Annotated in this window: 22 protein-coding genes; 17 read left to right on the top strand and 5 right to left on the bottom strand. The window is 73.2% G+C overall.

The features are described 5' to 3' along the window. Positions 1-98 precede the first annotated feature (98 nt). The 6 genes from ABGB17_RS16055 to ABGB17_RS16030 are packed head-to-tail and all read left to right on the top strand — an operon-like array spanning position 99 to position 4,698. Positions 99-401 carry an urease subunit gamma gene (locus tag ABGB17_RS16055; RefSeq protein WP_347630095.1) on the top strand — a complete coding sequence of 101 codons (303 nt, stop codon included), beginning with the start codon at positions 99-101 and terminating at the stop codon, positions 399-401. Next, positions 398-763 (top strand): urease subunit beta, encoded by a 366-nt coding sequence (locus ABGB17_RS16050; RefSeq protein WP_347630093.1) that lies wholly within the window; start codon positions 398-400, stop codon positions 761-763. Before ABGB17_RS16055 ends, ABGB17_RS16050 begins: the two co-directional genes overlap by 4 nt. Further along, entirely contained in the window at positions 756-2,480 is a 1,725-nt protein-coding gene (locus ABGB17_RS16045; protein WP_347630091.1) for an urease subunit alpha, read from the top strand. The genes ABGB17_RS16050 and ABGB17_RS16045 overlap by 8 nt, the downstream gene beginning before the upstream one ends. Positions 2,481-2,482: 2 nt before the next feature. Then, entirely contained in the window at positions 2,483-3,214 is a 732-nt protein-coding gene (locus ABGB17_RS16040) for an urease accessory UreF family protein (RefSeq protein WP_347630089.1), read from the top strand. Next, positions 3,204-3,902, top strand: coding sequence for an urease accessory protein UreG (gene ureG / locus ABGB17_RS16035; RefSeq protein WP_347630087.1), 699 nt, complete (start codon positions 3,204-3,206; stop codon positions 3,900-3,902). Before ABGB17_RS16040 ends, ureG begins: the two co-directional genes overlap by 11 nt. A 43-nt stretch (positions 3,903-3,945) precedes the next feature. Continuing rightward, positions 3,946-4,698, top strand: coding sequence for an urease accessory protein UreD (locus ABGB17_RS16030; protein ID WP_347630085.1), 753 nt, complete (start codon positions 3,946-3,948; stop codon positions 4,696-4,698). Here ABGB17_RS16030 and era read toward each other — a convergent pair. The 3 genes from era to ABGB17_RS16015 all read right to left on the bottom strand — a co-directional run bounded on the left by era (position 4,689) and on the right by ABGB17_RS16015 (position 6,663). After that, positions 4,689-5,609 carry a GTPase Era gene (gene era, locus ABGB17_RS16025; RefSeq protein ID WP_347630083.1) on the bottom strand — a complete coding sequence of 307 codons (921 nt, stop codon included), beginning with the start codon at positions 5,607-5,609 and terminating at the stop codon, positions 4,689-4,691. The genes ABGB17_RS16030 and era overlap by 10 nt on opposite strands. A gap of 9 nt (positions 5,610-5,618) precedes the next feature. Beyond that, complete coding sequence (locus ABGB17_RS16020) at positions 5,619-5,957, bottom strand: cytidine deaminase (RefSeq protein WP_347630081.1); 339 nt, start codon at positions 5,955-5,957, stop codon at positions 5,619-5,621. A gap of 61 nt (positions 5,958-6,018) precedes the next feature. After that, complete coding sequence (locus tag ABGB17_RS16015) at positions 6,019-6,663, bottom strand: hypothetical protein (RefSeq protein ID WP_347630079.1); 645 nt, start codon at positions 6,661-6,663, stop codon at positions 6,019-6,021. Positions 6,664-6,864: 201 nt separating this feature from the next. Between ABGB17_RS16015 and ABGB17_RS16010 the strand changes: the two genes are divergently transcribed. Beyond that, a complete protein-coding gene (locus ABGB17_RS16010; protein WP_347630077.1) occupies positions 6,865-8,022 on the top strand; it encodes a S8 family serine peptidase in 1,158 nt (385 codons plus the stop codon). Between the two features lie 209 nt (positions 8,023-8,231). Further along, positions 8,232-10,328: a hypothetical protein gene (locus ABGB17_RS16005; protein ID WP_347630075.1), complete on the top strand. Its 2,097-nt coding sequence runs from the start codon at positions 8,232-8,234 to the stop codon at positions 10,326-10,328. Between the two features lie 60 nt (positions 10,329-10,388). On the opposite strand, the gene ABGB17_RS16000 is transcribed toward ABGB17_RS16005, so the two are convergent. Both ABGB17_RS16000 and ABGB17_RS15995 read right to left on the bottom strand, forming a co-directional pair. After that, entirely contained in the window at positions 10,389-11,501 is a 1,113-nt protein-coding gene (locus ABGB17_RS16000; RefSeq protein WP_347630073.1) for an arabinogalactan endo-1,4-beta-galactosidase, read from the bottom strand. Between the two features lie 35 nt (positions 11,502-11,536). Continuing rightward, positions 11,537-13,504: a beta-galactosidase gene (locus tag ABGB17_RS15995; RefSeq protein WP_347630071.1), complete on the bottom strand. Its 1,968-nt coding sequence runs from the start codon at positions 13,502-13,504 to the stop codon at positions 11,537-11,539. Between the two features lie 209 nt (positions 13,505-13,713). On the opposite strand from ABGB17_RS15995, the gene ABGB17_RS15990 reads away from it, so the two are divergent. From ABGB17_RS15990 to ABGB17_RS15950, 9 genes are all read left to right on the top strand, one after another. Then, positions 13,714-15,036 carry an extracellular solute-binding protein gene (locus ABGB17_RS15990; protein WP_347630069.1) on the top strand — a complete coding sequence of 441 codons (1,323 nt, stop codon included), beginning with the start codon at positions 13,714-13,716 and terminating at the stop codon, positions 15,034-15,036. After that, the gene (locus tag ABGB17_RS15985; protein WP_347630067.1) at positions 15,033-15,944 is read left to right on the top strand and encodes a sugar ABC transporter permease; all 912 of its coding nucleotides are present in this window, start codon (positions 15,033-15,035) and stop codon (positions 15,942-15,944) included. The genes ABGB17_RS15990 and ABGB17_RS15985 overlap by 4 nt, the downstream gene beginning before the upstream one ends. A 43-nt stretch (positions 15,945-15,987) precedes the next feature. Next, positions 15,988-16,866, top strand: a complete 879-nt coding sequence (locus tag ABGB17_RS15980; RefSeq protein WP_347630065.1) for a carbohydrate ABC transporter permease — start codon at positions 15,988-15,990, stop codon at positions 16,864-16,866. A 5-nt stretch (positions 16,867-16,871) separates the two neighbouring features. Continuing rightward, positions 16,872-17,876 (top strand): LacI family DNA-binding transcriptional regulator, encoded by a 1,005-nt coding sequence (locus ABGB17_RS15975; protein ID WP_347630063.1) that lies wholly within the window; start codon positions 16,872-16,874, stop codon positions 17,874-17,876. A gap of 156 nt (positions 17,877-18,032) precedes the next feature. After that, positions 18,033-18,383 (top strand): YbaB/EbfC family nucleoid-associated protein, encoded by a 351-nt coding sequence (locus ABGB17_RS15970; RefSeq protein WP_347630061.1) that lies wholly within the window; start codon positions 18,033-18,035, stop codon positions 18,381-18,383. Positions 18,384-18,442: 59 nt separating this feature from the next. After that, positions 18,443-19,339, top strand: a complete 897-nt coding sequence (locus tag ABGB17_RS15965; protein WP_347630059.1) for an SseB family protein — start codon at positions 18,443-18,445, stop codon at positions 19,337-19,339. Further along, positions 19,336-19,725, top strand: a complete 390-nt coding sequence (locus ABGB17_RS15960) for a hypothetical protein (protein ID WP_347630057.1) — start codon at positions 19,336-19,338, stop codon at positions 19,723-19,725. The genes ABGB17_RS15965 and ABGB17_RS15960 overlap by 4 nt, the downstream gene beginning before the upstream one ends. A gap of 191 nt (positions 19,726-19,916) precedes the next feature. Beyond that, positions 19,917-20,321: a YbaB/EbfC family nucleoid-associated protein gene (locus ABGB17_RS15955; RefSeq protein WP_347630055.1), complete on the top strand. Its 405-nt coding sequence runs from the start codon at positions 19,917-19,919 to the stop codon at positions 20,319-20,321. 3 nt (positions 20,322-20,324) lie between these two features. Further along, entirely contained in the window at positions 20,325-20,651 is a 327-nt protein-coding gene (locus tag ABGB17_RS15950; RefSeq protein WP_347630053.1) for a hypothetical protein, read from the top strand. Positions 20,652-20,696 lie beyond the last annotated feature (45 nt).

The following is a 20,696-nucleotide window of genomic DNA, read 5'->3' as shown; positions in this document are numbered from 1 at the left end:
GGCGCCGGAGTAAGGTGACAGCGGGCCCCGCCGGTGCCGACACGAACTGGAAATCCGCACGTCACCTCACCGAAACGGTCGTTGCCTAGGGTCCGGCCATGCGGCTCACCCCACACGAACAGGAACGCCTGCTCATCCATGTAGCGGCGGGTGTCGCCCGTGACCGGCAAGCCCGTGGGCTGCGGTTGAACCACCCGGAGGCCACCGCCGTCATCGCCTCCTTCCTGCTGGAAGGCGCCAGGGACGGCCAAAGCGTGGCCGACCTCATGGAGGCGGGCCGCAAGGTCCTGCGCCGCGAGGACGTCATGGAAGGGATCCCCGAGATGCTGGAGTCCGTGCAGATCGAGGCGACCTTCCCCGACGGCACCAAGCTCGTCACCGTCCACCGGCCGATCACATGATCCCCGGCGAGATCGTGCACACCGGCCCGCCCGTCCCGCTCAACCCGGGACGCGAACGGGTCGTCCTGCGCGTCGTCAACACCGCCGACCGGCCGGTCCAGGTCGGCTCCCACTACCATTTCGCCGCCGCCAACCCCGGCCTGGAGTTCGACCGGGAGGCCGCGTGGGGCCTGCGGCTGGACGTCCCCGCGGGCACCGCCGTCCGGTTCGAGCCCGGCGTCGAGCGGGACGTCACCCTGGTGCCCATCGCCGGGCGGCGCGTCGTCCCGGGCCTGCGCCCCGAGTGGGCCGGGCCGCTCGACCACGGCCCGCCCGCCACAGAACCATCACAGACCAGTGCGGACGGGGACCCACATGCCTGAACCGGCGATCGAACGCCCGAGATACGCCGTCCTGTACGGCCCGACGACCGGCGACCGGATCCGTCTCGCGGACACCGATCTGTTCGTCGAGGTGTCGGAGGACCTCAGCAGGGGCCAGGACGGCGGGGGCGACGAGGTCGTCTTCGGCGGTGGCAAGGTCATCCGCGAATCCATGGGACAGGCCCGCGCGACCCGGGCCGAGGGCGCCCCCGACCTGGTCATCACCGGCGCGGTGATCCTCGACCACTGGGGCGTGGTGAAGGCCGACATCGGCGTGCGGGACGGCCGCGTCGCCGCCATCGGCAAGGCAGGCAACCCCGACACCATGGACGGTGTGCACCCCGACCTGGTGATCGGGCCCTCCACCGAGATCATCTCCGGCAACGGCAAGATCATCACGGCCGGGGCCATCGACTCGCACGTCCACCTCATCTGCCCGCAGATCGTGGACGAAGCCCTCGCCGCCGGTGTCACCACGGTCATCGGCGGCGGCACCGGCCCGGCCGAGGGCACCAAGGCCACCACCGTCACCGGCACGTGGTACCTCGCCCGCATGCTGGAGGCGATGGACGGCATGCCCGTCAACGTCGCCCTGCTCGGCAAGGGCAACACCGTGAGCGAGGACGGCCTGCTGGAGCAACTGCGCGCCGGGGCCTCGGGGTTCAAGCTGCACGAGGACTGGGGCACCACGCCGTCCGCCATCGACGCGTGCCTGCGGGTGGCCGACGCCACCGGCGTGCAGGTGGCCATCCACACCGACACCCTGAACGAGGCGGGGTTCGTCGAGTCGACGCTGGCCGCGATCGGCGACCGGATGATCCACGCCTACCACACCGAGGGGGCGGGCGGCGGGCACGCGCCCGACATCATCCGGGTCGCGTCGTACCGCAACGTGCTGCCGTCCTCGACCAACCCGACCCGGCCGCACACCGTGAACACGCTGGACGAGCACCTCGACATGCTGATGGTCTGCCACCATCTCAACCCCGCGGTGCCCGAGGACCTGGCCTTCGCCGAGTCGCGCATCCGGCCGTCCACCATGGCCGCCGAGGACGTGCTGCACGACCTCGGGGCCATCTCGATGATCGGTTCGGACTCCCAGGCCATGGGGCGGGTCGGCGAGACGGTGATCCGCACCTGGCAGACGGCGCACGTGATGAAGAAGCGGCGGGGCGCGCTGCCCGGGGACGGGGGCGCCGACAACCTGCGCGCCCAGCGGTACGTGGCGAAGTACACCATCTGCCCGGCCGTGGCGCACGGGCTGGACGAACACGTCGGGTCCGTGGAGGTGGGCAAGCTCGCCGACCTGGTGCTCTGGGACCCGGCGTTCTTCGGCGTCAAGCCGGACGTCGTGCTCAAGGGCGGAGTCATCGCGTACGCGCAGATGGGCGACGCCAACGCGTCCATCCCCACGCCGCAACCGGTGATGCCGCGCCCCATGTTCGGCGCCGCACCGAAGACCGCGGCGGCGACGTCGCTGCACTTCGTGGCGCCGATCGCCCTGGAGGACGGGCTGGCGGGCCGCCTGAACGTGGACCGGCGGCTCGTGCCGGTCGCGGACGTGCGGCGGCGCGGGAAGGAATCCATGCCGAACAACGGCGCCCTGCCCGCCATCGACGTCGACCCCGACACCTTCGCGGTGCGGGTGGACGGCGAACTCGTCGAACCCGCCCCGGCCGTGGAACTGCCCATGGCCCAGCGCTACTTCCTGTTCTGACCATGACGGCGGCGCTGCTGCTCCTGGCCGACTCCCGGCTCCCCGCCGGCGGCCACGCCCACTCGGGGGGCGCCGAACAGGCGGTGCGCACCGGGGACATCACCGGGCCCGGCGACCTCGCGCGCTTCCTGCGGGGGCGGCTCGCCACCACCGGGCTCGTCGCCGCGTCCCTCGCCGCCGCGGCGTGCGCGCTGGCGAGCGGGACGGCGCGCCCCGACGGCACCGGGACCTCGGCGGACGCCGGACGGTCACCCGGCGCGGGGACGTCCGTGGACGCGTGGCGTGCGCTGGACGCCGAGGGGGACGCGCGGACGGCCTCGCCCGCGCAGCGGGACGCGAGCCGCACGCAGGGGCGGCTGCTGGTGCGCAGCGCGCGGCGCATCTGGCCCTCGCCCGCGCTGGACGCGCTGGCGGCGGCCGTGCCGCAGGGCACGCACCATCCGATCGCGCTCGGCGCCGTCGCGGCGGCGGCGGGCTGCGATCCGTACGACGCGGCCCTCGCGACCGCGTACACCACGATCACCGGACCCGCCACCGCGGCGGTCCGGCTGCTCGGTCTCGACCCCGTCGTCGTGCACCGGGTGCTCGCCGGCCTCGGGCCGGAGCTCGACGGCGTGGCCCGCGCGGCCGGCACAAGCACCGCGTGGGAAGACCTTCCCGCGCACGCCGCACCCGCACTCGATCTGCTGGCCGAACAGCACCTACGCACGGAGGTACGGCTCTTTGTCAGCTAACCACGACGACCGCCACGACCGTCCGGACCCGCACGGCAGGGCACTGCGCCTCGGCGTCGGCGGCCCGGTCGGCAGCGGCAAGACCGCCCTGGTCGCGGCGCTGTGCCGCACGCTCGGCCCCGTCCTGCGCCTGGGCGTGGTCACCAACGACATCTACACCACCGAGGACGCCGACTTCCTGCGCCGCGCCGGGGTGATCGACCCCGAACGCGTCATCGCCGTGCAGACCGGCTGCTGCCCGCACACCGCGATCCGCGACGACATCGCGGCCAACATCGACGCGGTCGAGACCCTGGAGGAACGCTTCGGGCCGCTCGACCTCGTCATCGTGGAGAGCGGCGGCGACAACCTCACCGCGACCTTCAGCAGGGGGCTGGCCGACCAGCAGATCTTCGTGCTGGACGTGTCCGGCGGCGACAAGGTGCCCCGCAAGGGCGGCCCCGGCGTCACCGGCGCCGACCTGCTGGTCATCAACAAGACCGACCTGGCCAAACACGTCGGCGCCGACCTGACCGTCATGTCCAGGGACGCGGCGGCCGTCCGTGAGGGCAAGCCGGTGCTGTTCACCTCGATCCGGGAGGTGCCGGAGGTGTACGCCGTGGCCGAGTGGGTCCACGGGGTCACCCAGGCCTGGGCCCACGCCCAGGCGGGGCCGCACGACCACGTCGTGCCGGCCTCCGGTACCTGAGGGCGTGCGGCGGGCCGTGCCGATGAGCACCACCATGGAGACCGTGAACCCTGATCGGGCGGGCACACCGCCGCCCGGCCGGCGGTCGCTGCGTGCGCGGGCCGTGGCAGGTACCGAGAGGTCGGGCGGGCGTACGGTGCTGCGCACGCTCCGGTCGGATCCGCCGCTGACCTTGCGGCAGACCGGGCCGGAGCGGGTGCACCTGGTGTCCACCGCCGCCGGGCCGCTCGGCGGCGACCTGCTGGAGCTGGTGCTCGACGTGGCGCCGGGCACCACGCTGGAGATCGCGTCGGTGGCGAGCACGCTGGTGCTGCCCGGCCCCGGCGTGTCCCGTGTGGTGGTGCGGGCCCGGGTCGGCGCAGGGGCGGTGCTGCGGTTCGCCCCCGAGCCCACCGTGCTGGCCGCGGGCTGCGACCACCGCATGGACGTGCGGCTGGACCTGGACGAGGACGCCCGGGTGTCCTGGCGCGAGGAGATCGTGTTCGGGCGGCACGGCGAACGTCCCGGCGTGTGCCGTTCCCGTTTCGACGCCACCGTGGCGGGGGTGCCGCTGCTGCGCCAGGAGCTGTCGGTGGGCGACCCCGCCGTGGACGGCAGCCCGGCGGTGTACGGCGACGCCCGCTGCGTCGGGAGCGTGCTGCTCACCGGCGTCCGCCCGCCGGCGCCCGTGTTGTCCGAGGGCTGCGCCGTGCTGCCCCTGGCCGGCCCCGGCACGCTGGTCTCCGCCCTCGCCCCGGACGCGCCCGCCCTGCGGGCCCGGCTGAACTGGGGGGAGGCCGAGGCGGCTCAGTCGTAGAAGCCGAGGCGGCGGAGCTGCTTGGGGTCGCGCTGCCAGTCCTTGGCGACCTTGATGCGCAGGTCCAGGTAGACCCGGGTGCCGAGCAGGGCCTCGATCTGCTGACGGGCCCGCGTGCCGACGTCCTTCAGCCGGGCGCCCTTCGGGCCGATGACGATGGCCTTCTGCGAGGGGCGCTCCACGAACATGTGGGCGTAGACGTCGAGCAGATCGTCCCTGCCCTCCCGGGGACCCATCTCCTCCACGACGACCGCGATGGAGTGCGGAAGCTCGTCGCGCACCCCTTCGAGTGCGGCCTCCCTGATCAGCTCGGCCACCAGCACCTGCTCGGGCTCGTCGGTCAGCTCGCCGTCGGGGTACAGCGGCGGGGACTGCGGCAGCCGCGCGACGAGCTGCTCGGTGAGCACGTCGAGCCGCTCCCCCGTCTCCGCGGACACCGGGATGATCTCCGCGAAGTCCGCCAGCTCCGAGACCGCGAGAAGCTGCCGGGCGACCGCCTCGCGGTCGGCGAGGTCGCACTTGGTGACCACCGCGACGACCGGGGTCTTCTTCACCGCGGCGAGCTTCTCGGCGATGAACCGGTCGCCCCGGCCGATCGCCTCGTCGGCGGGCACGCAGAAGCCGATCACGTCCACCTCGGTCAGGGTGGACAGCACCAGGCTGTCCAGGCGCTCGCCGAGCAGCGTGCGGGGCCGGTGGAGGCCGGGGGTGTCGACGACGACGAGCTGCGCGCCCGGCCGGTGGACGACACCGCGGATGGCGCGGCGGGTCGTCTGGGGCTTGGAGGACGTGATGGCCACCTTGGCGCCGACCAGCGCGTTCATCAGCGTCGACTTGCCCACGTTGGGCCTGCCGACGAAACAGGCGAAACCGGCTCTGAACTCAGTGGCTGGAGAACTCACGCCCCCCATTCTCCCGGATCAGATGAAGCGGCCCTTCACCGTGCCGTCCGGAGCGGCGAGGAACAGCACCGCGTCACCGAGGTCCTCGATCGCCGCGACGTCCTCGTCCGCCGGCTCGTCACCATCGGTGACCAGGGCCGCGGCCTCCAGCGAGACGGCCCCGCTGGACACCGCCATCGCCACCGCCACCTGCACGGCGGTCAGCTTCAGCGACGGCAGGTCCACGTTGGTCGCGGTGTAGGTGCGCCCGGTCTCGTCCCGCACCGCCGCCCCCTCGGCCGTGCCGTTGCGCGCCCGCGCCGCCCGCGCCAAGGTGATGATCTTACTGTCCTCTGGATCGAGGCTCGTCTCGCTCACGCGCCAAGGCTACTGGCCCCCGCCGCGCCGCCGACATGACCATCCGCAGAAGGCGGAGGGGTCACCGGCCGGGGGGCTCCTGGACGGCGGCGACGACGGACTCGGCGAGCTGGGCGGTCTGTTCGGGGTCGAGACGGGCCACGCCGGTGTGCACGAGGGAGACGAGGAGGTCGCCGGTGCGGACCACCACCAGATGCATCTCGTACGGGTAGCCGCCCACCCGGCCGCGGTAGCCGCGGGACTCCATGTCGTCGCCGAGCGGCCGCAGGGAGAGGTCAGAGGCGACGAGGCGGTCGCCGCGGCCGGCGCTGTCCATGGTGGCGGACGGGCAGGAGCGCATGAGGTCCCCGATGTGCCGCAGGGCGTCGCCGGCGTCGCCGTCGGGGTACACGGCGAGCACCACGCCGGCGGTCTCGCCCAGGTGGTCGCCCTCGAAGGTGACGGACTCGGCGAAGGCGGGCTGCTCGTCGTCCGGCCTGCCCTCGGCCAGGTCGAAGAGGCGGAGGCAGTCCTGCTCGGCGGGGCGGAACGGCGATCGCCAGGCGGCGGAACGGTGGGCGAAGTCCACACCCTGGTCCACCAGCTCGCTCAGCGCGGCGCGGGCCCGGCTCAGCTCCTCGGGCCCCGCCGCGCCGTCGCCTGGGCCACAGGCCGCCGTGGCCCAGGCGAACAGGGCGCAGGCCAGGAACACACCAGTGACGCGCATCGCGCTCCCCCGAGATCCCGCACGCGGGACTCCCCGGCTCCCGCCGGACGTGATCCTTCCCGTCCCCTCCCCCGGCAACCTCGGTGATCGTCAACGCTTACCGCCTGTTGACACGCCGATGGCCCGCGACCCGGCCCGCACGCCGGCGTCCCTCGCACTACGCTTCTGCGGCGGGTCCGTACGGCGGGAGGAGGCGGGGCTGTGGCCGGTCGTGGGGTTCTCGCCGCGGGGGTGGCGCTGGCGTTCGCCGTCGGGCCGGGGGTGGTGCCCGCGTTCGCGGAGGCGCCGGTGCGGTGCGCGCCGGCGCGGGGCGGGGTGCAGGTCGGGGAGTCCTGGGGGCAGCGGCGGCTGGCGTTCACGGGGGTGTGGGGGCTCACCAAGGGCGAAGGGGTCACGGTCGCGGTGATCGACAGCGGGGTGGACGCGCGGCATCCGCAGGTGCGGGTGGCCAAGGCGGTCGATCTCACCGGGACGGGCGCGCGGGACTGTCTCGGGCACGGGACGGCGGTGGCGGGGATCATCGCGGGGCGGGACATGCCGGAGATCCCGTTCGCGGGGGTGGCGCCGGAGGCGCGGCTCATCTCGATCAAGCAGACCAACGACGAGACGGGGGACGTCGCGCTGCTCGCCCGGGGGCTGGTGCGGGCCGCCGAGCTCGGCGCCAAGGTGGTCAACGTGTCCATCCAGACGCACGACCAGCCGGATCTGAAGGCGGCCGTGGAGTACGCGCTCGCCCGGGACGTCGTCGTCGTGGCCGCGGCGGGGAACGTGAAGAAGGGCGACGGGACGCCCGCCCCCGCCTACCCGGCCGCCTATCCCGGGGTGCTCGCGGTGGGGTCGGCCGGGCCCGACGGGCGGCGCACCGACTTCTCCAACGCCGCGACACCCGTCTCGGTGCTGGCGCCCGGCAGCGACGTCACCAGCACGTGGCCCGGCGGGTCGTACCGGCAGGACCTGGAGGGCACCAGCTACGCCGCGCCGTACGTCGCGGGGGTGGCCGCCCTGGTGCGCGCCCGGCACCCCGGGCTGGACAACGTCCGGGTCCGCAGGCGCATCGAGATCACCGCCGACGGGGCGTCCGGCGCGGGGACCGGGGCGGGCATGGTGAACCCGCTGCTCGCGGTGACCGAGATCATCCCGTCGGAGTCGGTGGCCATCGCCCCGCCGGTGCCGCAGCCGCTGCCCCCCGGGGTGGTGAGCAAGGCCGTCCCACCGGACCACGAGGCCGTCACGACGTCGGTCACGGTCACGGTGGTCGCGCTCGGCGCGGCGGCGCTGGTGACCGGGGTGGGCCTGGTGCTGCCCCTCGGCCGGAAGAGGGGCTGGCGACCTGGACGCGCGGCCGTCCCGGAGGAGTGAGGGCCGGCCGTGGCCCGAAATGTCGCGCACTCCGGGTTTCCGGAGCGGCGTTCATGAGCCCTGATCAGGTCTTGGCCCCACTACCCGTCCGGACGCCAACAAGACCGTAACAGGTGCTACACAAGTGACTAAATATCCGGAATGTGGCTTGTGCGATGTGATGTCATGTCCCACTGGAGACTTGATCCACAGGGGAAGGCAAAAGGGACATGCAGGCATTAATGCCGGACGACCCCCGAAAAGTAGGCGAATACTCCCTACTTGGACGCCTTGGTCAGGGACCACGCGGCACCACTTACCTCGGCCGGATCGCCGGCCCCGGCGCCGCGGGGACGCCCGGCACGGAAGCGGGGGCCTCCACCACGTCCCCGGCCGGCACCGCGCCGCCGGCCGGGGAGAACTCGATCGTCGCCTCGCCGGACGGCGCCACGTCTCCAGCCGGGAAGGCCGCGTCCCCGGACGGGGAGACCGGGACCGCGCCGGCGGCCGAGGACACGGGGCCGCTGTTCGTCGTCAGGCTGCTGTCCCCGCGGCCTGGTGCGGACGGCGCCGCCCGGGGCGCGCTTCTGGACGAGTTGTCGGCGGCGCGGCGGGTGTCCGGGGCGCACGCCGTGCGGGTGGTGGACGCCGGGTGGGTGGGTGACCGGCCGTATGTCGTGCGTGAGCACGTCGAGGGTCGTTCGCTGCGGCAGACCGTCGAGGCCGGCGGGCCGCTGGCCGGGGACGCGCTGGAGCGGGTCGCCGTCGGGGCGCTCACCGCGCTGACGGCGGTCCACCTCGCGGGGCTGAGCCACGGCGCCCTCACGCCGGGGAACGTGCTGCTCACCCCGGACGGCCCCAGGGTCGCCGACTTCGGCCTCCCCTCCCCCGGTGGCGCCACGGCGTCCGGCCAGGACGACCTCCACGCCTGGGCCACCACGCTGGCGTACGCCGCCACCGGCACCCTCGGCCTCGACCTCGCGGTCCTGCCCGTCCCGCTGCGCGACGTGGTGTCCGCCTGCCTGTCGCCCGACCCGGCCGCCCGGCCCACCGCCCAGGGCGCCATGCTCTGGCTGCTCGGCCAGGAGCGCAACCAGCTCGCCGTCGCCGCCCCTCAGGTCACCCCCGTCGTGACCACCGCCACCGTGGTGCCGGCGCAGGAGGTGCCCGCCCAGGTGTGGGGGGCGCCCGCGTTGCCCACGGAGGAGGCCGCGGCGGAGGCGGCGCGCACCGTGCCGGGGGAGACCTCGGAGCCCGCGCCGGCCGTCGCGCGGAGGAAGATCGGCGGGCGGTTCCCGGTGGGGCTGGCCGCGGGCCTCGGTCTGGTGGTCGGGTTGTCCGGGCTCGGGCTGTGGGGAGCCGGGCACTACGCCGCGCCGCAGCAGATCGGGCGGCTGGCCGCCGAGGGGGACGCCACCGGGGCCCCGGCGGCCGCGGACGGCGCCGGCAGCGGCGTGGGCGGCACCGGGGTGGGGGGCACCAGCGCGCCCCGGGCCCAGGTCACCGTGCCGTGGGCCGTCACCCCGGGGCCGCAGGAGACCGGTGTGTACCCGCTGGACATCGGTGACGACCCCGTCGTCCCCACCCTCTCGCCGGGGCCGCAGTTCACCCCGCCGGCCGTGCCGACCACGGTGCCGACGACCGCCACTCCCACGCCGGCGCCCACGGTCACCGTGACCACCACGCCGACCGTCACCCCGTCCGGCGAGAGCACCCCGTCGGCCACCCCCAGCCTGGACACCCCCACCCCGACCCCGAGCGGGACGGCCCCGCCGAGCGGCACCCCGTCCCCGAGCGGTGCGGCGACGCCCACCGCGTCCGGGCCGGTCACCCCCGCGCCGAACCCGTCCAGGACCGCCGTCCCCGGCCCGACGGTCACGCCGCGCCCGACCGTGACCCGCCCGGTGACGCCGCGTCCCACGGGCACCACCCCGCCGCGTGTCACCCCGCGTCCGTCGTACTCGCTGCCCCGCACGCAGCCGCTGGGCACCAACCCGTACAACCCGCAGCGGATCTGCAACAGCGCGGGCAAGGGCACCGGGTTCGGCCTCCAGCGCTCCAGCGCCTTCACCGGCGGCGTGACGTACCAGTTCTACGACGCCGCCACCGGCGCCAACTGCGTCGTCACCATGAAGACCAGCAACATCGGCACCGCCACCCCGGTCTCGGCGACCCTGGAGGTCCAGGGCCAGGCCCCGGTCACCGACAAGGGTTCCTTCTCCTACTACGCCGGGCCGGTCATCCTCACCGCCAAGGGCAAGTGCGTCCGGTTCACCGGCACGGCAGGCACCGCCTCGACGTCCGTGCCCTTCGGCAACTGCGGCTGACACGGCGCGGCGCGCCACGCCCCCGGATGAGCGAGGGGCGTGGCGCGCGCGGGAAAGTGGTCAGCGGCCGAGCTCGGCGAGAGCCGGGAGCGCGCGGTCGTTGAAGTCGAACAGGGCCTGGTTCTCCCAGGCGTTGCCGGAGTTCGGGTCCGCGGGGTCCCAGCCGCTGCCGCGGACGGCCGTCCAGGTGGGCTCCCACCAGATGACGCCGAGGCCGCGGCCGTTCGGTACGGCGGCCACGACGTCCTTCACGGCGCGCAGCAGGTTGGTCTGGCCGGTGGGGGTGGCCGGGTAGCCGGGGAAGGGCTCGTTGCCGCCCACCACGTTGGTGAGGAAGTCGTCGTTGCCCGCGGTGAACGGGTACGCGGTCTCGACCACCAGCGCGGGTTTGCGGTAGCGGGCGGTGATGTCGTTGATGTTGGTGCGGAACGCGGCGAGCGTGCCGTGCCAGACGGGGTAGTAGGAGAAGCCGATGACGTCGAACGGCACGCCGCGCGAGGTCGCGTTGTCGAACCACCAGCGGTAGAGGCCGTTGTCGCCGCCGTCGGGCAGATGCAGGATGATCTTGGCGGAGGGGAAGACGTTGCGTACGGCGCTGGTGCCGGAGATGAGGAGCTGGGAGAGGTTGGCCCAGTTGGAGCTGCGGCCGTCCTCCCACAACATGCCGCCGCTGATCTCGTTGCCGACCTGCACCATGTCGGCCGCCGTGCCCTGCGACCGCAGGCCGTTCAGCACGTCGTAGGTGTGGTCGTACACGGCCTGCCGCAGCCGGGTGAAGGAGTAGGACGTCCAGGCGGCGGGCTTGTACTGCTTGCCGGGGTCGGCCCACGCGTCGGAGTAGTGGAAGTCCACGAGCAGGCCCATGCCGAGCGCCTTGACCCGGCGGGCCATGGTGAGCACCCGGCTCTTGTTGTTGTAGCCGTCGGCCGGGTTCACCCAGACCTTCAGGCGGATCATGTTGACGCCGCTGTCGCGCAGGATGGTCAGCGCGTCGCGGCGGTTGCCCCACGCGTCGTACCACGAGCCGCCGAACGCCTCGGACTTCGGCAGGCTGGACACGTCCGCGCCCCTGACGGACAGGGTCGCCAGGCGCGTCGTCGCCTGTGCGGGCGGGGGCAGCGCGGGCAGCATGAGCGCCGCGCCGCACAGCAGTGCCGCGATGGTGCGTTTCATCGTGACCTCCAGGTCAGGTAGAGGTTCCACCGGGATTACTCGCGGACCACGGTCACCCCGCCCGCCGGTACCGTGACCTGGCCCTCGTACACCGTGCCGTCGAGCGCGTCCCGCCCGGTGACCCCGGGGACGGTGACCGGCTCGCCGCCATGGTTGATCAGGAAGAGGTGGCCGCCGCGCCGCACCGGCTCCAGCGTCTCCGGCAGCCCGCGCGGCCGCTCCACCCCCGCCGCGTCCAGCGCCCGGGTCAGCGCCGGGCGCAGGTCCCCGGGGGCGGTGGCGAGGTACCACGCGACACCACCCCCGAGGTCGTGCCGGGTCAGCGCGGGGTGCCCCGCGTCCGGCCCGTCCGCGAACAGCTCCACGGCCCGCGCGCCGGCGGGCCGCACCCGCTCGGACCACACACGGCCACGCTCCCCGCCGGACAGCGCCACCCGCTCGTCCTCGCGCAGTGGGTGGAACTCCTCGACGCTCAGCCCGAGCACCTCGCGCAGCGCCCCGGGGTACGGGCCGGGATGCACGGTGTCGTTACGGTCCACTATGCCGGAGAAGTACGACACGAACAGGTGGCCGCCCGCCTCGACGTACCGGTGGAGGTTCTTGGCACCCGCCTCGGTGAGCAGGTACAGGGCGGGCGCGACCACCAGCCGGTACCCCGACAGGTCGGCCGCCGGGTGCGCGAAGTCGACGGTGACGTGCTCGCGCCACAGCGCCTCGTAGTAGGCGTCCATCCGCTCGCGGTGCCGAAGGTCCACCGACGGCCGCCACTCCAGCTCCAGCGCCCAGGCCGACTCCCAGTCCCACACCAGCGCCACCTGCGCCGGCACCCGGCTGCCGCGCACGTCCGCCAGCGCGGCGAGGTCGCGCCCGAGTGCCACGACGTCGCGCCACGCCGCGGAGTCGGTGCCGGCGTGCGGCACCATCGCCGAGTGGAACTTCTCCGCGCCGAAGCGGGAGGCACGCCACTGGAAGAACAGCACCGAGTCCGAGCCCCGGGCGACGTGGGCGAGGCTGTTGCGCCGCATCTCCCCCGGCTTCTTGGCGATGTTGCGCGGCTGCCAGTTGACCGCGCCCACCGAGTGCTCCATCAGCAGCCAGGGCCGTCCCCCGCCGAGCGAGCGGCTGAGGTCGGCGGACATGGCCAGCTCGATGTGGTTGCCGGGACGCTCGGCCGCGAGGTAGTGGTCGTTGGCGACCACGTCCACCTCGCGCGCCCAGGCCCAGTAGTCCATGGAGGCGCAGTTGGTCGTCATGAAGTTGGTGGTCACCGGCACGGACGGCGTGAGCTCGCGCAGGATGTCGCGCTGCAGCCGGAAGCACGCCAGGTGCTCCTCGGAGGTGAAGCGCATGAAGTCGAGGCGCTGCGCGGGGTTGACCACGGTGTGGTTGGCGCGGGGGGCGTCGATCTCGGCCCAGTCGCCGTACCGCTGGCCCCAGAAGGTGGTGCCCCACGCGGCGTTGAGCGCCGGCAGGTCGCGGTACGTGCGGCGCAGCCAGCCGCGGAACGCCTCCGCGCTCGCGGGGCAGTAGCACTCGCCGAGCGGCGCGCCGTACTCGTTGTGCACGTGCCACAGGGCGAGGGCCGGGTGGTCGCGGTAGTGCCCGGCGAGCGCGCGGACCAGAGCGGCGGTGGCCTCGCGGTACTCCGGTGAGCTCGGGCAGGCCGACTGGCGTGCCCCGGTGCCGAGCCGCACGCCGTCCCGGGTGACCGGGAGCGAGCCGGGGTGGCGGTGGGAGAACCACGCCGGAGGCGTCGCCGTGGGCGTGCCGAGGTCCACGGCGATCCCGGCGTCGTGCAGCCGGTCGAGGATCTCGTCCAGCCAGGCGAAGTCGTACGCGCCGGGCGACGGCTCCATCAGCACCCACGAGAAGATGCCGACGCTGACCAGGTTCACCCCGGCCTCGCGCATCAGGCGGACGTCCTCCTCCTGAACCTCACGGGGCCACTGCTCGGGGTTGTAGTCGCCACCGTAGGCGACACCGACCGGAAAGCGCCGGGGCATGGACTTCTCCCTACCGAGTCTCTGTGAACGTGCACAGTAGCTCAGCACCTGCGGCTTGAGAAGACGCAGCGTCCGGGGCTGCGGGAAACACGAAGTTAACGACCAGGCAACAGCCCCTTGACGGGCATGGAGCAGGGAATCAGTCTGTGAACGTTCCCAGAGCGCCGCTCTCAATCCTTGATCGAGTACTCCAGACGACGGAGGCAGGGATGCGCACCAAGCGCCTTTCCGCCGTGGCGACGGCATTGCTCACCGCCCTTCTGGCCGCCACCGGGTGCGCCGGATCCGACCCCCCAGGGGCCCCGGCCGCCTCCGGACCGGCGAGCTCGGCCCCGGCCGGGCCGGTCACGTTGACGTACTGGACCTGGGTCCCCAACATGGACAAGATCGTCACGGTGTGGAACCAGGCCAACCCCGACATCAAGGTCACGGTGAGCAAGCAGGCCGGCGGGGACGACGCCTCCGCCAAGTTCCTCACCGCCGCCAAGGCCGGCAACCCGCCCGACCTGGTGCAGGCCGAGTACCAGCACCTGCCGTCGTTCGTGGCCGCCGACGCGGTGGCCGACATCGCGGCCGAGACCGGCGCCGCGCGCGGCGAGTTCACCCCGCAGTTGTGGAACCTCGTGACGCTCGGCACCGAGGGCGTGTACGCCGTCCCGCAGGACAGCGGGCCGATGATGCTCTACTACCGGCCCGACCTGTTCGAGAAGTACGGCATCGACGTGCCGAGGACGTGGGAGGAGTTCGCCGCGGCGGCCCGCACCGTGCGGGACAAGGACCCCAAGGTGTACCTCGGCACGTTCTCCAGCAAGGACCCCGGCGCGTTCACCGGGCTCGCCCAGCAGGCGGGCGCCCAGTGGTGGTCCATCAGCGGTGAAGCCTGGAAGGTCGGCATCGACGACGCCGCCACCCGCAAGGTCGCCGACTACTGGGGCGGCCTGGTGAAGGAGGACGCCATCGACGACATGCCGTACTTCACCCCCGAATGGAACAAGGCGCTCAACGACGGCACCCTGCTGACCTGGCCGTCCGCCGTGTGGGGGCCGGGCGTGCTCGCCGCCAACGCGCCGAAGGGCAAGGGCAAGTGGGCGGTCGCGCCGCTGCCGCAGTGGGGCCCCGGGGAGAACGCCAGCGGCTTCTGGGGTGGTTCGTCCACCGCCGTCGCGGAGAAGTCGCCGAACCGGGCGGCGGCCGTGAAGTTCGCGACCTGGCTCAACACCGACCCGCAGGCGCTGCGGCTGCTCATCGACGAGGGCGCCGTCTACCCGGCCTCCACCAAGGGGCAGGCCGCCATGACCGCGGCGCCGGCGTACTTCTCCAACCAGCCCGACTTCTGGCAGCAGGCGCAGAAGATCGCGGCGACCGCGCGCGGCTTCACGTTCGGGCCGAACGTCAACGTCACCTACAACGCCTTCAAGGACGCGTTCGGCAAGGCGCTGCAGGACAAGTCGCCGTTCGCGGACGCCGTGCGGGTCATGCAGGAGACGACGGTCGCCGACATGCGCAAGTCCGGCTTCCAGCTCGCGCAATGATCGGACGCCACGGTGCACGCGGCGCCCGCGCGGTGCCGTACCTCTTCCTGACCCCGGCGGTGGTGCTGTTCACGCTGTTCCTGGCGCTGCCCATCGGGTACACGGCCTACCTGAGCCTGCGCGGCACCAAGGTGTCGGGGCTCGGGCTCGGCCGGGGCGCCCGCCGCGAGGTGTACGTCGGGTTCGCCAACTTCGCCGCCGCGATCGGGGACGGCGAGCTGTGGGCGGGGTGGCTGCGCGTGCTCGGGTACGGCGCGCTGGTGCTCGCGGCGATGCTCGGGCTGGCGCTGCTGTTCGCGCTGCTGCTGGACTCGGCGCACGTGCGTCTGGCGCGGTTCTCCCGCATCGCGATCTTCCTGCCGTACGCCGTGCCCGGGGTGGCCGCCACGCTGCTGTGGGGGTTCCTGTACCTGCCGAGCCTGAGCCCGGCGCAGGGGCTGCTGTCGGCGATCGGCGGGGAGGTGGACCTGCTCGGCGCGGGCACCGTGATGTTCTCGATGGCCAACGTGGCGGTGTGGGGCGGGGTCGGCTTCAACATGCTGGTGCTGTACACGACGCTGCGTGCCGTGCCGCGGACGTACTACGAGGCGGCGCGGATCGACGGGGCGGGCGAGGTGACGATCGCCCTGCGGGTGAAGATCCCGATCCTCATGCCGGCCATCATCCTGACCACGGTGTTCTCCCTCATCGCCACCATCCAGGTGTTCACCGAGCCGACGGCGCTGCGGCCGCTGACCAACACGATCAGCTCGACGTGGAGCCCGCTGATGAAGGTGTACCGGGACGCGTTCGTCACCGGCGACCTGTACTCGGCGGCGGCCACGTCGATCGTCATCGCGGGCGTGGCGCTGGTGGTGTCGTTCGGTTTCCTGCGCGTGGTGCGCGACCGCGCCTTCCAGGAGCGGTGATGGCGACCACGACGCGCCCCGCCCACCCCGTTCAGGAGCCGTGATGGCGACCACCGCGCTGCCCGGCCGCGCCGCCGCCCGGCCGCGGGCCGGCGTCGCGCCGGGGCTGGCCTCCACCGTGATCCTGCTCGGCGGGGCGCTGTACTGCCTGTTCCCCGTCGCCTGGGTGGTGGTCGCGGCCACCAAGTCGCGGGCCGAGCTGTTCTCCACCGGCACGTTCGCCGTCGGCACCGGGCTGCTGGAGAACCTGGCGGACCTCGCGGCGTACCGGGACGGGGTGTTCTGGTTGTGGATGCTGAACACCCTGCTGTACGCCGGGGCGGGGGCGCTGCTGTCCACCGGGGTGTCGGCGATCTCGGGGTACACCCTGGCCAAGTACCGCTTCCCGGGCAGGACGCTGTTCTTCAACCTGCTGATCGGCGGCATCCTCGTGCCCGCGGTGGTGCTGGCCGTGCCGCAGTACCTGCTGCTGTCCAGGCTGGGGCTGGCCGACACCTACTGGGCGGTGCTGCTGCCGCAGATCCTCAGCCCGTACGGCATCTACCTGTCCCGGGTGTACGCCTCGGCCGCCGTGCCCGACGAGCTGATCGACGCGGCGCGCATCGACGGGGCCGGGGACCTGCGGGTGTTCGGGCGGGTGGCGCTGCCGCTGATGGTGCCCGGCATGGTCACCGTCTTCCTGTTCCAGTTCGTGGCGATCTGGACGAACTTCCTGCTGCCGTTCATCATGCTGGGCAACGACCGCAAGTTCCCGCTGACCGTGGGGCTGTACACGCTGCTCGCCGCCGGGGCCAACCAGCCCGCCCTGTACAACCTGATCATCACGGGGGCGCTGCTGTCGCTGATCCCGCTGATCGCGCTGTTCCTGACCATGCAGCGCCACTGGCACGCCGACCTGTCGGGCGGGGCCGTGAAAAACTGATGCTCGTGCAGAGGAGACGCCCCACCATCCACGACGTGGCCGCCGTGGCCGGAGTCTCCCGGGGCACGGTGTCCCGGCTGCTCAACGGGGACAAGTACGTCAGCACCTCGGCCAAGGTGGCGATCGAGCGCGCCATCGCCGAGACCGGGTACGTCGTGAACCGCAACGCGCGCAGCCTGGTCACCCAGCGCACCGGGTCGGTGGTCATGGTGTTGTCCGAGCCCCAGGAGAAGCTGTTCGAGGACCCCAACTTCAGCGTGCTGCTGCGCACCGCCACCCGGCGGCTCGCCGAGCGGGACGTGTCGCTCGTGCTGATGATCGCGGCCGACGACAGCGACCGCGACCGGGTGGTGCGGTACGTGCGGGGCGGGCACGCCGACGGGGTGCTGCTCATCTCCACCCACGCGGGCGACCCGCTGCCCGACCGGCTGAGCGACATCCCGGTGATGGCGGTCGCGCAGGGGGCGGTGCTCGGCCGCGAGAACGTCATCCCGTACGCGGCGGCCGACGACCGCGAGGGGGCACGGCAGATGACGCGGTACCTCGCCGGGCAGGGGCGCAGGCGCATCGCGACCATCACCGGGCCGCTGGACACCCCCGGCGGGGCGCTGCGCCTCGCCGGGTTCTGCGACGTGCTCGGGCGGCGGGCCGCGAAACGGCTGATCGAGCACGGCGACTACACCCAGCTCGGCGGGGAGAGCGCGATGGCGCGTCTTCTGGAACGTGCCCCCGACATCGACGCGGTGTTCGTCGGCTCCGACCTCATGGCCGCCGGGGCGCTCTCCACGCTGCGGGCCGCCGGGCGGCGGGTGCCGGACGACGTCGCGGTGGCCGGCTTCGACGACTCGGCGGTGGCCATGACCACCCATCCGCCGCTCACCACCATCAGGCAGCCGCTCGCCCGGGTGGCCGAGGAGACGGTGGGTCTGCTGCTCGGGCTGATCGACGGCGCCGAGTACACCGGCCCGGTCATCCTGCCCACCGAACTCGTCGTCAGGGAGTCCGCCTGACCCGTCTGTTTGGCTTTCAGGGGTTTGACCGATCACGATACGGTGAGACGCCATATGGCGGCGCCTGCGTGCCCCCGTAGGCCAGGGGTTCTCCGGCGGCACGACCGCGCGGCGCCGCGACTCCGGACCACCCCTGACAGCGGAGGGCGAATACGTATGACGTGGCGCGGCGAGCCGTTCTCACCGACCGGTGACCCAGAGGTCGATCAGGTACTGGAGACGCTCGCCGTGCAGACGGCGCAGTTCGAGGAGGTCGGCCGCCGCCTGTCCGCCACCCTGGGCCGCGGCGAGGCCGAGGACGGCCGCGTGGTGGTCGAGGTCCGCACCGGCGGCTCCCTGGCGTCCCTGCGCATCGACCCCCGCGCCCTCACCCTCGGCCCCGAGGCCCTCTCCGCCGCCATCCTGCGCGCCGCCAAGGAGGCCGAGACCAACGTCGCCAACCGCGCCGAGGCCGTCATGCGGCCCCTCCTCGGCGAGGACAAGCCCCGCGCCCCCACCGACGACTGACCCCCTCGCCGGAGAGGGAGCTCACCGGAGAACGACCGGCGGCGCGCGTGGAGCTTAGAGTGATCGGCGTGGATGTGTCGCTGGAGGAGCGCCTGCGCCTGGCGTGGGCCGAAGGGGACGTCGCCGGGTGCCTGGCGCTGCTGCGGGTGGCGCAGTTCGGATTGCCGATCACGGAGAGGGCGGCTCGTGGTGAGGAGCGGCCCGCATGGGCGACGGTGGCGGACGAAGAACGCGTGTGGGTGGTCGCCTACACCTCGGCCGAGGCGATGCGGGCCTCCATCGGGGAGCTGACGGCGTACCACCGGGTGGTGACGCTGCCCGAGCTCGCGGCGGGGTGGCCCGATCCGCGGTGGGGGCTGGCGGTGAACCCGGGGGCACCCGAGGGGTTCTTCCTGGAGTCCGGCACGGTGGCGCGGCTGGCGGCGCCGTCGCTGGCGCAGGACCGGGACGCGGATCCGGCGGCGGGGCCGCCGGTGCTGCAGAAGCTGTTGCGGCCGGTGGACCTGCACGCCTACCTGGCCGAGGGCGATTCCCGCGTCTCGGGGTACTGCCACCACGCCATGGACGTCGCGCACATCGCCACCCCCGCCGTCCTCGCGGACGCGCTCGGACGGGGCGGCGAGGAGGGGGTGCTCACCGACCAGGGGTCGGTGCACCTGCTGCGGTGGCGCGCCGCGGGGCTGAACCTGTACCGCGTGCCGTACGGCGGGGTGGACGAGGAGACCCGCGACGCCGTGGCGGGATGGGTGATCGAGGAGCCGCCGTTCGCCGGCATGGGGTTCGGGCCGAACGCCGACCAGGTGGTCCGCGAGTACCGGGTGGACGGCGCCGGCCTGCCGCACGGCGCGGAGATCTGGGAGCTGACCACCGGGGGCGCCGAGCACCGGCGCGCGGTGTACGACGGCGACCTCGACCGGTGGCTGCTGGCGCACGTCCGCCCCCGGGAGACGTCGTGACCCGGCACGGCTACCGCGCGCGGTGGCGCGGCGCCGAGTACCCCGCCGTCCCCGACCCCCGCCCGGACGGGGTGTGGATGCGGCTGCGCGGCGGCGCGCCGGCCGAGGGGTTCGCCGAGGTGGCGCCCGGCGTGCACGTGCGGCCGGTGCCGGCCGGGGAGTGCGACGAGGTCGTGCACGCCGTCACGGTCGGCGAGTGGCGCGGCGCGTCCTGCCAGGTGCTGGACGCGCGGGACGAGGAGCTGCTCCTGGAGTACGCCGGGGGGTCGCTGCCGGTGGCCAGGGAGCTCGGGCTCGGGCGGGTGGAGCGGGGGGTGTACCGGGGGTGGGTGCCGCGGGACGAGGTGCGGGACCTGCGGGAGCATGCCGTGCGGTTGGAGTTCTAGCCAATTTCCCGACATTTCTCTATAAATCGGATATAGAGCCCAGAGGTTTACCTACGGCTCACAATGCTTGCCGTGTCACTGGAGAAATGCCAGAATGACCGCCCATATCAGCTTGTTTTCCTGATGTTGGCTGATGGTTTCGGAGTGGTTAAGCCTTCCGTGCTGTGCAGCGGGTGCTCGGGGGAGGTCCGGTGGAACCCTACGAGAGCGGGGACGCGGCGGGTCTGCGGGTCTACGCCGACGAACTGCGCGCCGGATTCCTGCGCATGCAGGAGGAGATCCCGGCGCTGCACGAGAGGGCCCGCACCCTGCAGGTCACCGAGAAGTCCCCGGACGGCCTGATCTGCGCCACCGTGGGGGCGCGCGGCGACCTCGTACGCCTCGACATCGACCCCCGCGTCTACCGGCGGCCCGACTCACGGCACCTGGCCGACACCATCACCGCCACCGTCCACCGGGCCGCCGCCAGGGCACGGGAACAGGTCCTGGAGATCTTCGCCCCGCTGATCCCCGGCGAGCAGATGAAGGCCCACCTGGACGGCGACCTTCCGGCCGTCCTGGAGCAGATGACCGCGCGGCTGCCCGGGGAGAGGTGACGGATGGGTGACCACATCGACGTACGGCACCAGCAGGCGGGGCTCGCCATCAGCCGCTGGGACACCGCCGCGTCCGGCGTCACCAACGCCTGGAGCACCGGCAAGCAGGCCGTCAGGCAGCACACCAGCCGGTCGCCCTGGGGGAACGACTCGGCGGGGCAGGCGTTCAAGGCGGCGTACTTCGGCAGCGGCGGCGGCCCGGAGCAGATGATCCGCGACGGCGACCGGATCATCGAGGACGTGGGCCTGCTCGGGGAGAAGGTCCGCACCGCCGTGACCCGCACCAAGGACACCGACCAGGGCCAGGCCGGCGCGATCCAGAGCATCTGACCGGACCGCGGCCCCTGAGCGGGCGCGGCGACGACGACGGGGTGG

It is taken from the genome of Sphaerisporangium sp. B11E5 (assembly GCF_039871875.1).
Taxonomy (GTDB): domain Bacteria; phylum Actinomycetota; class Actinomycetes; order Streptosporangiales; family Streptosporangiaceae; genus Sphaerisporangium.
This window is presented reverse-complemented; position numbering and strand designations above follow the sequence as displayed.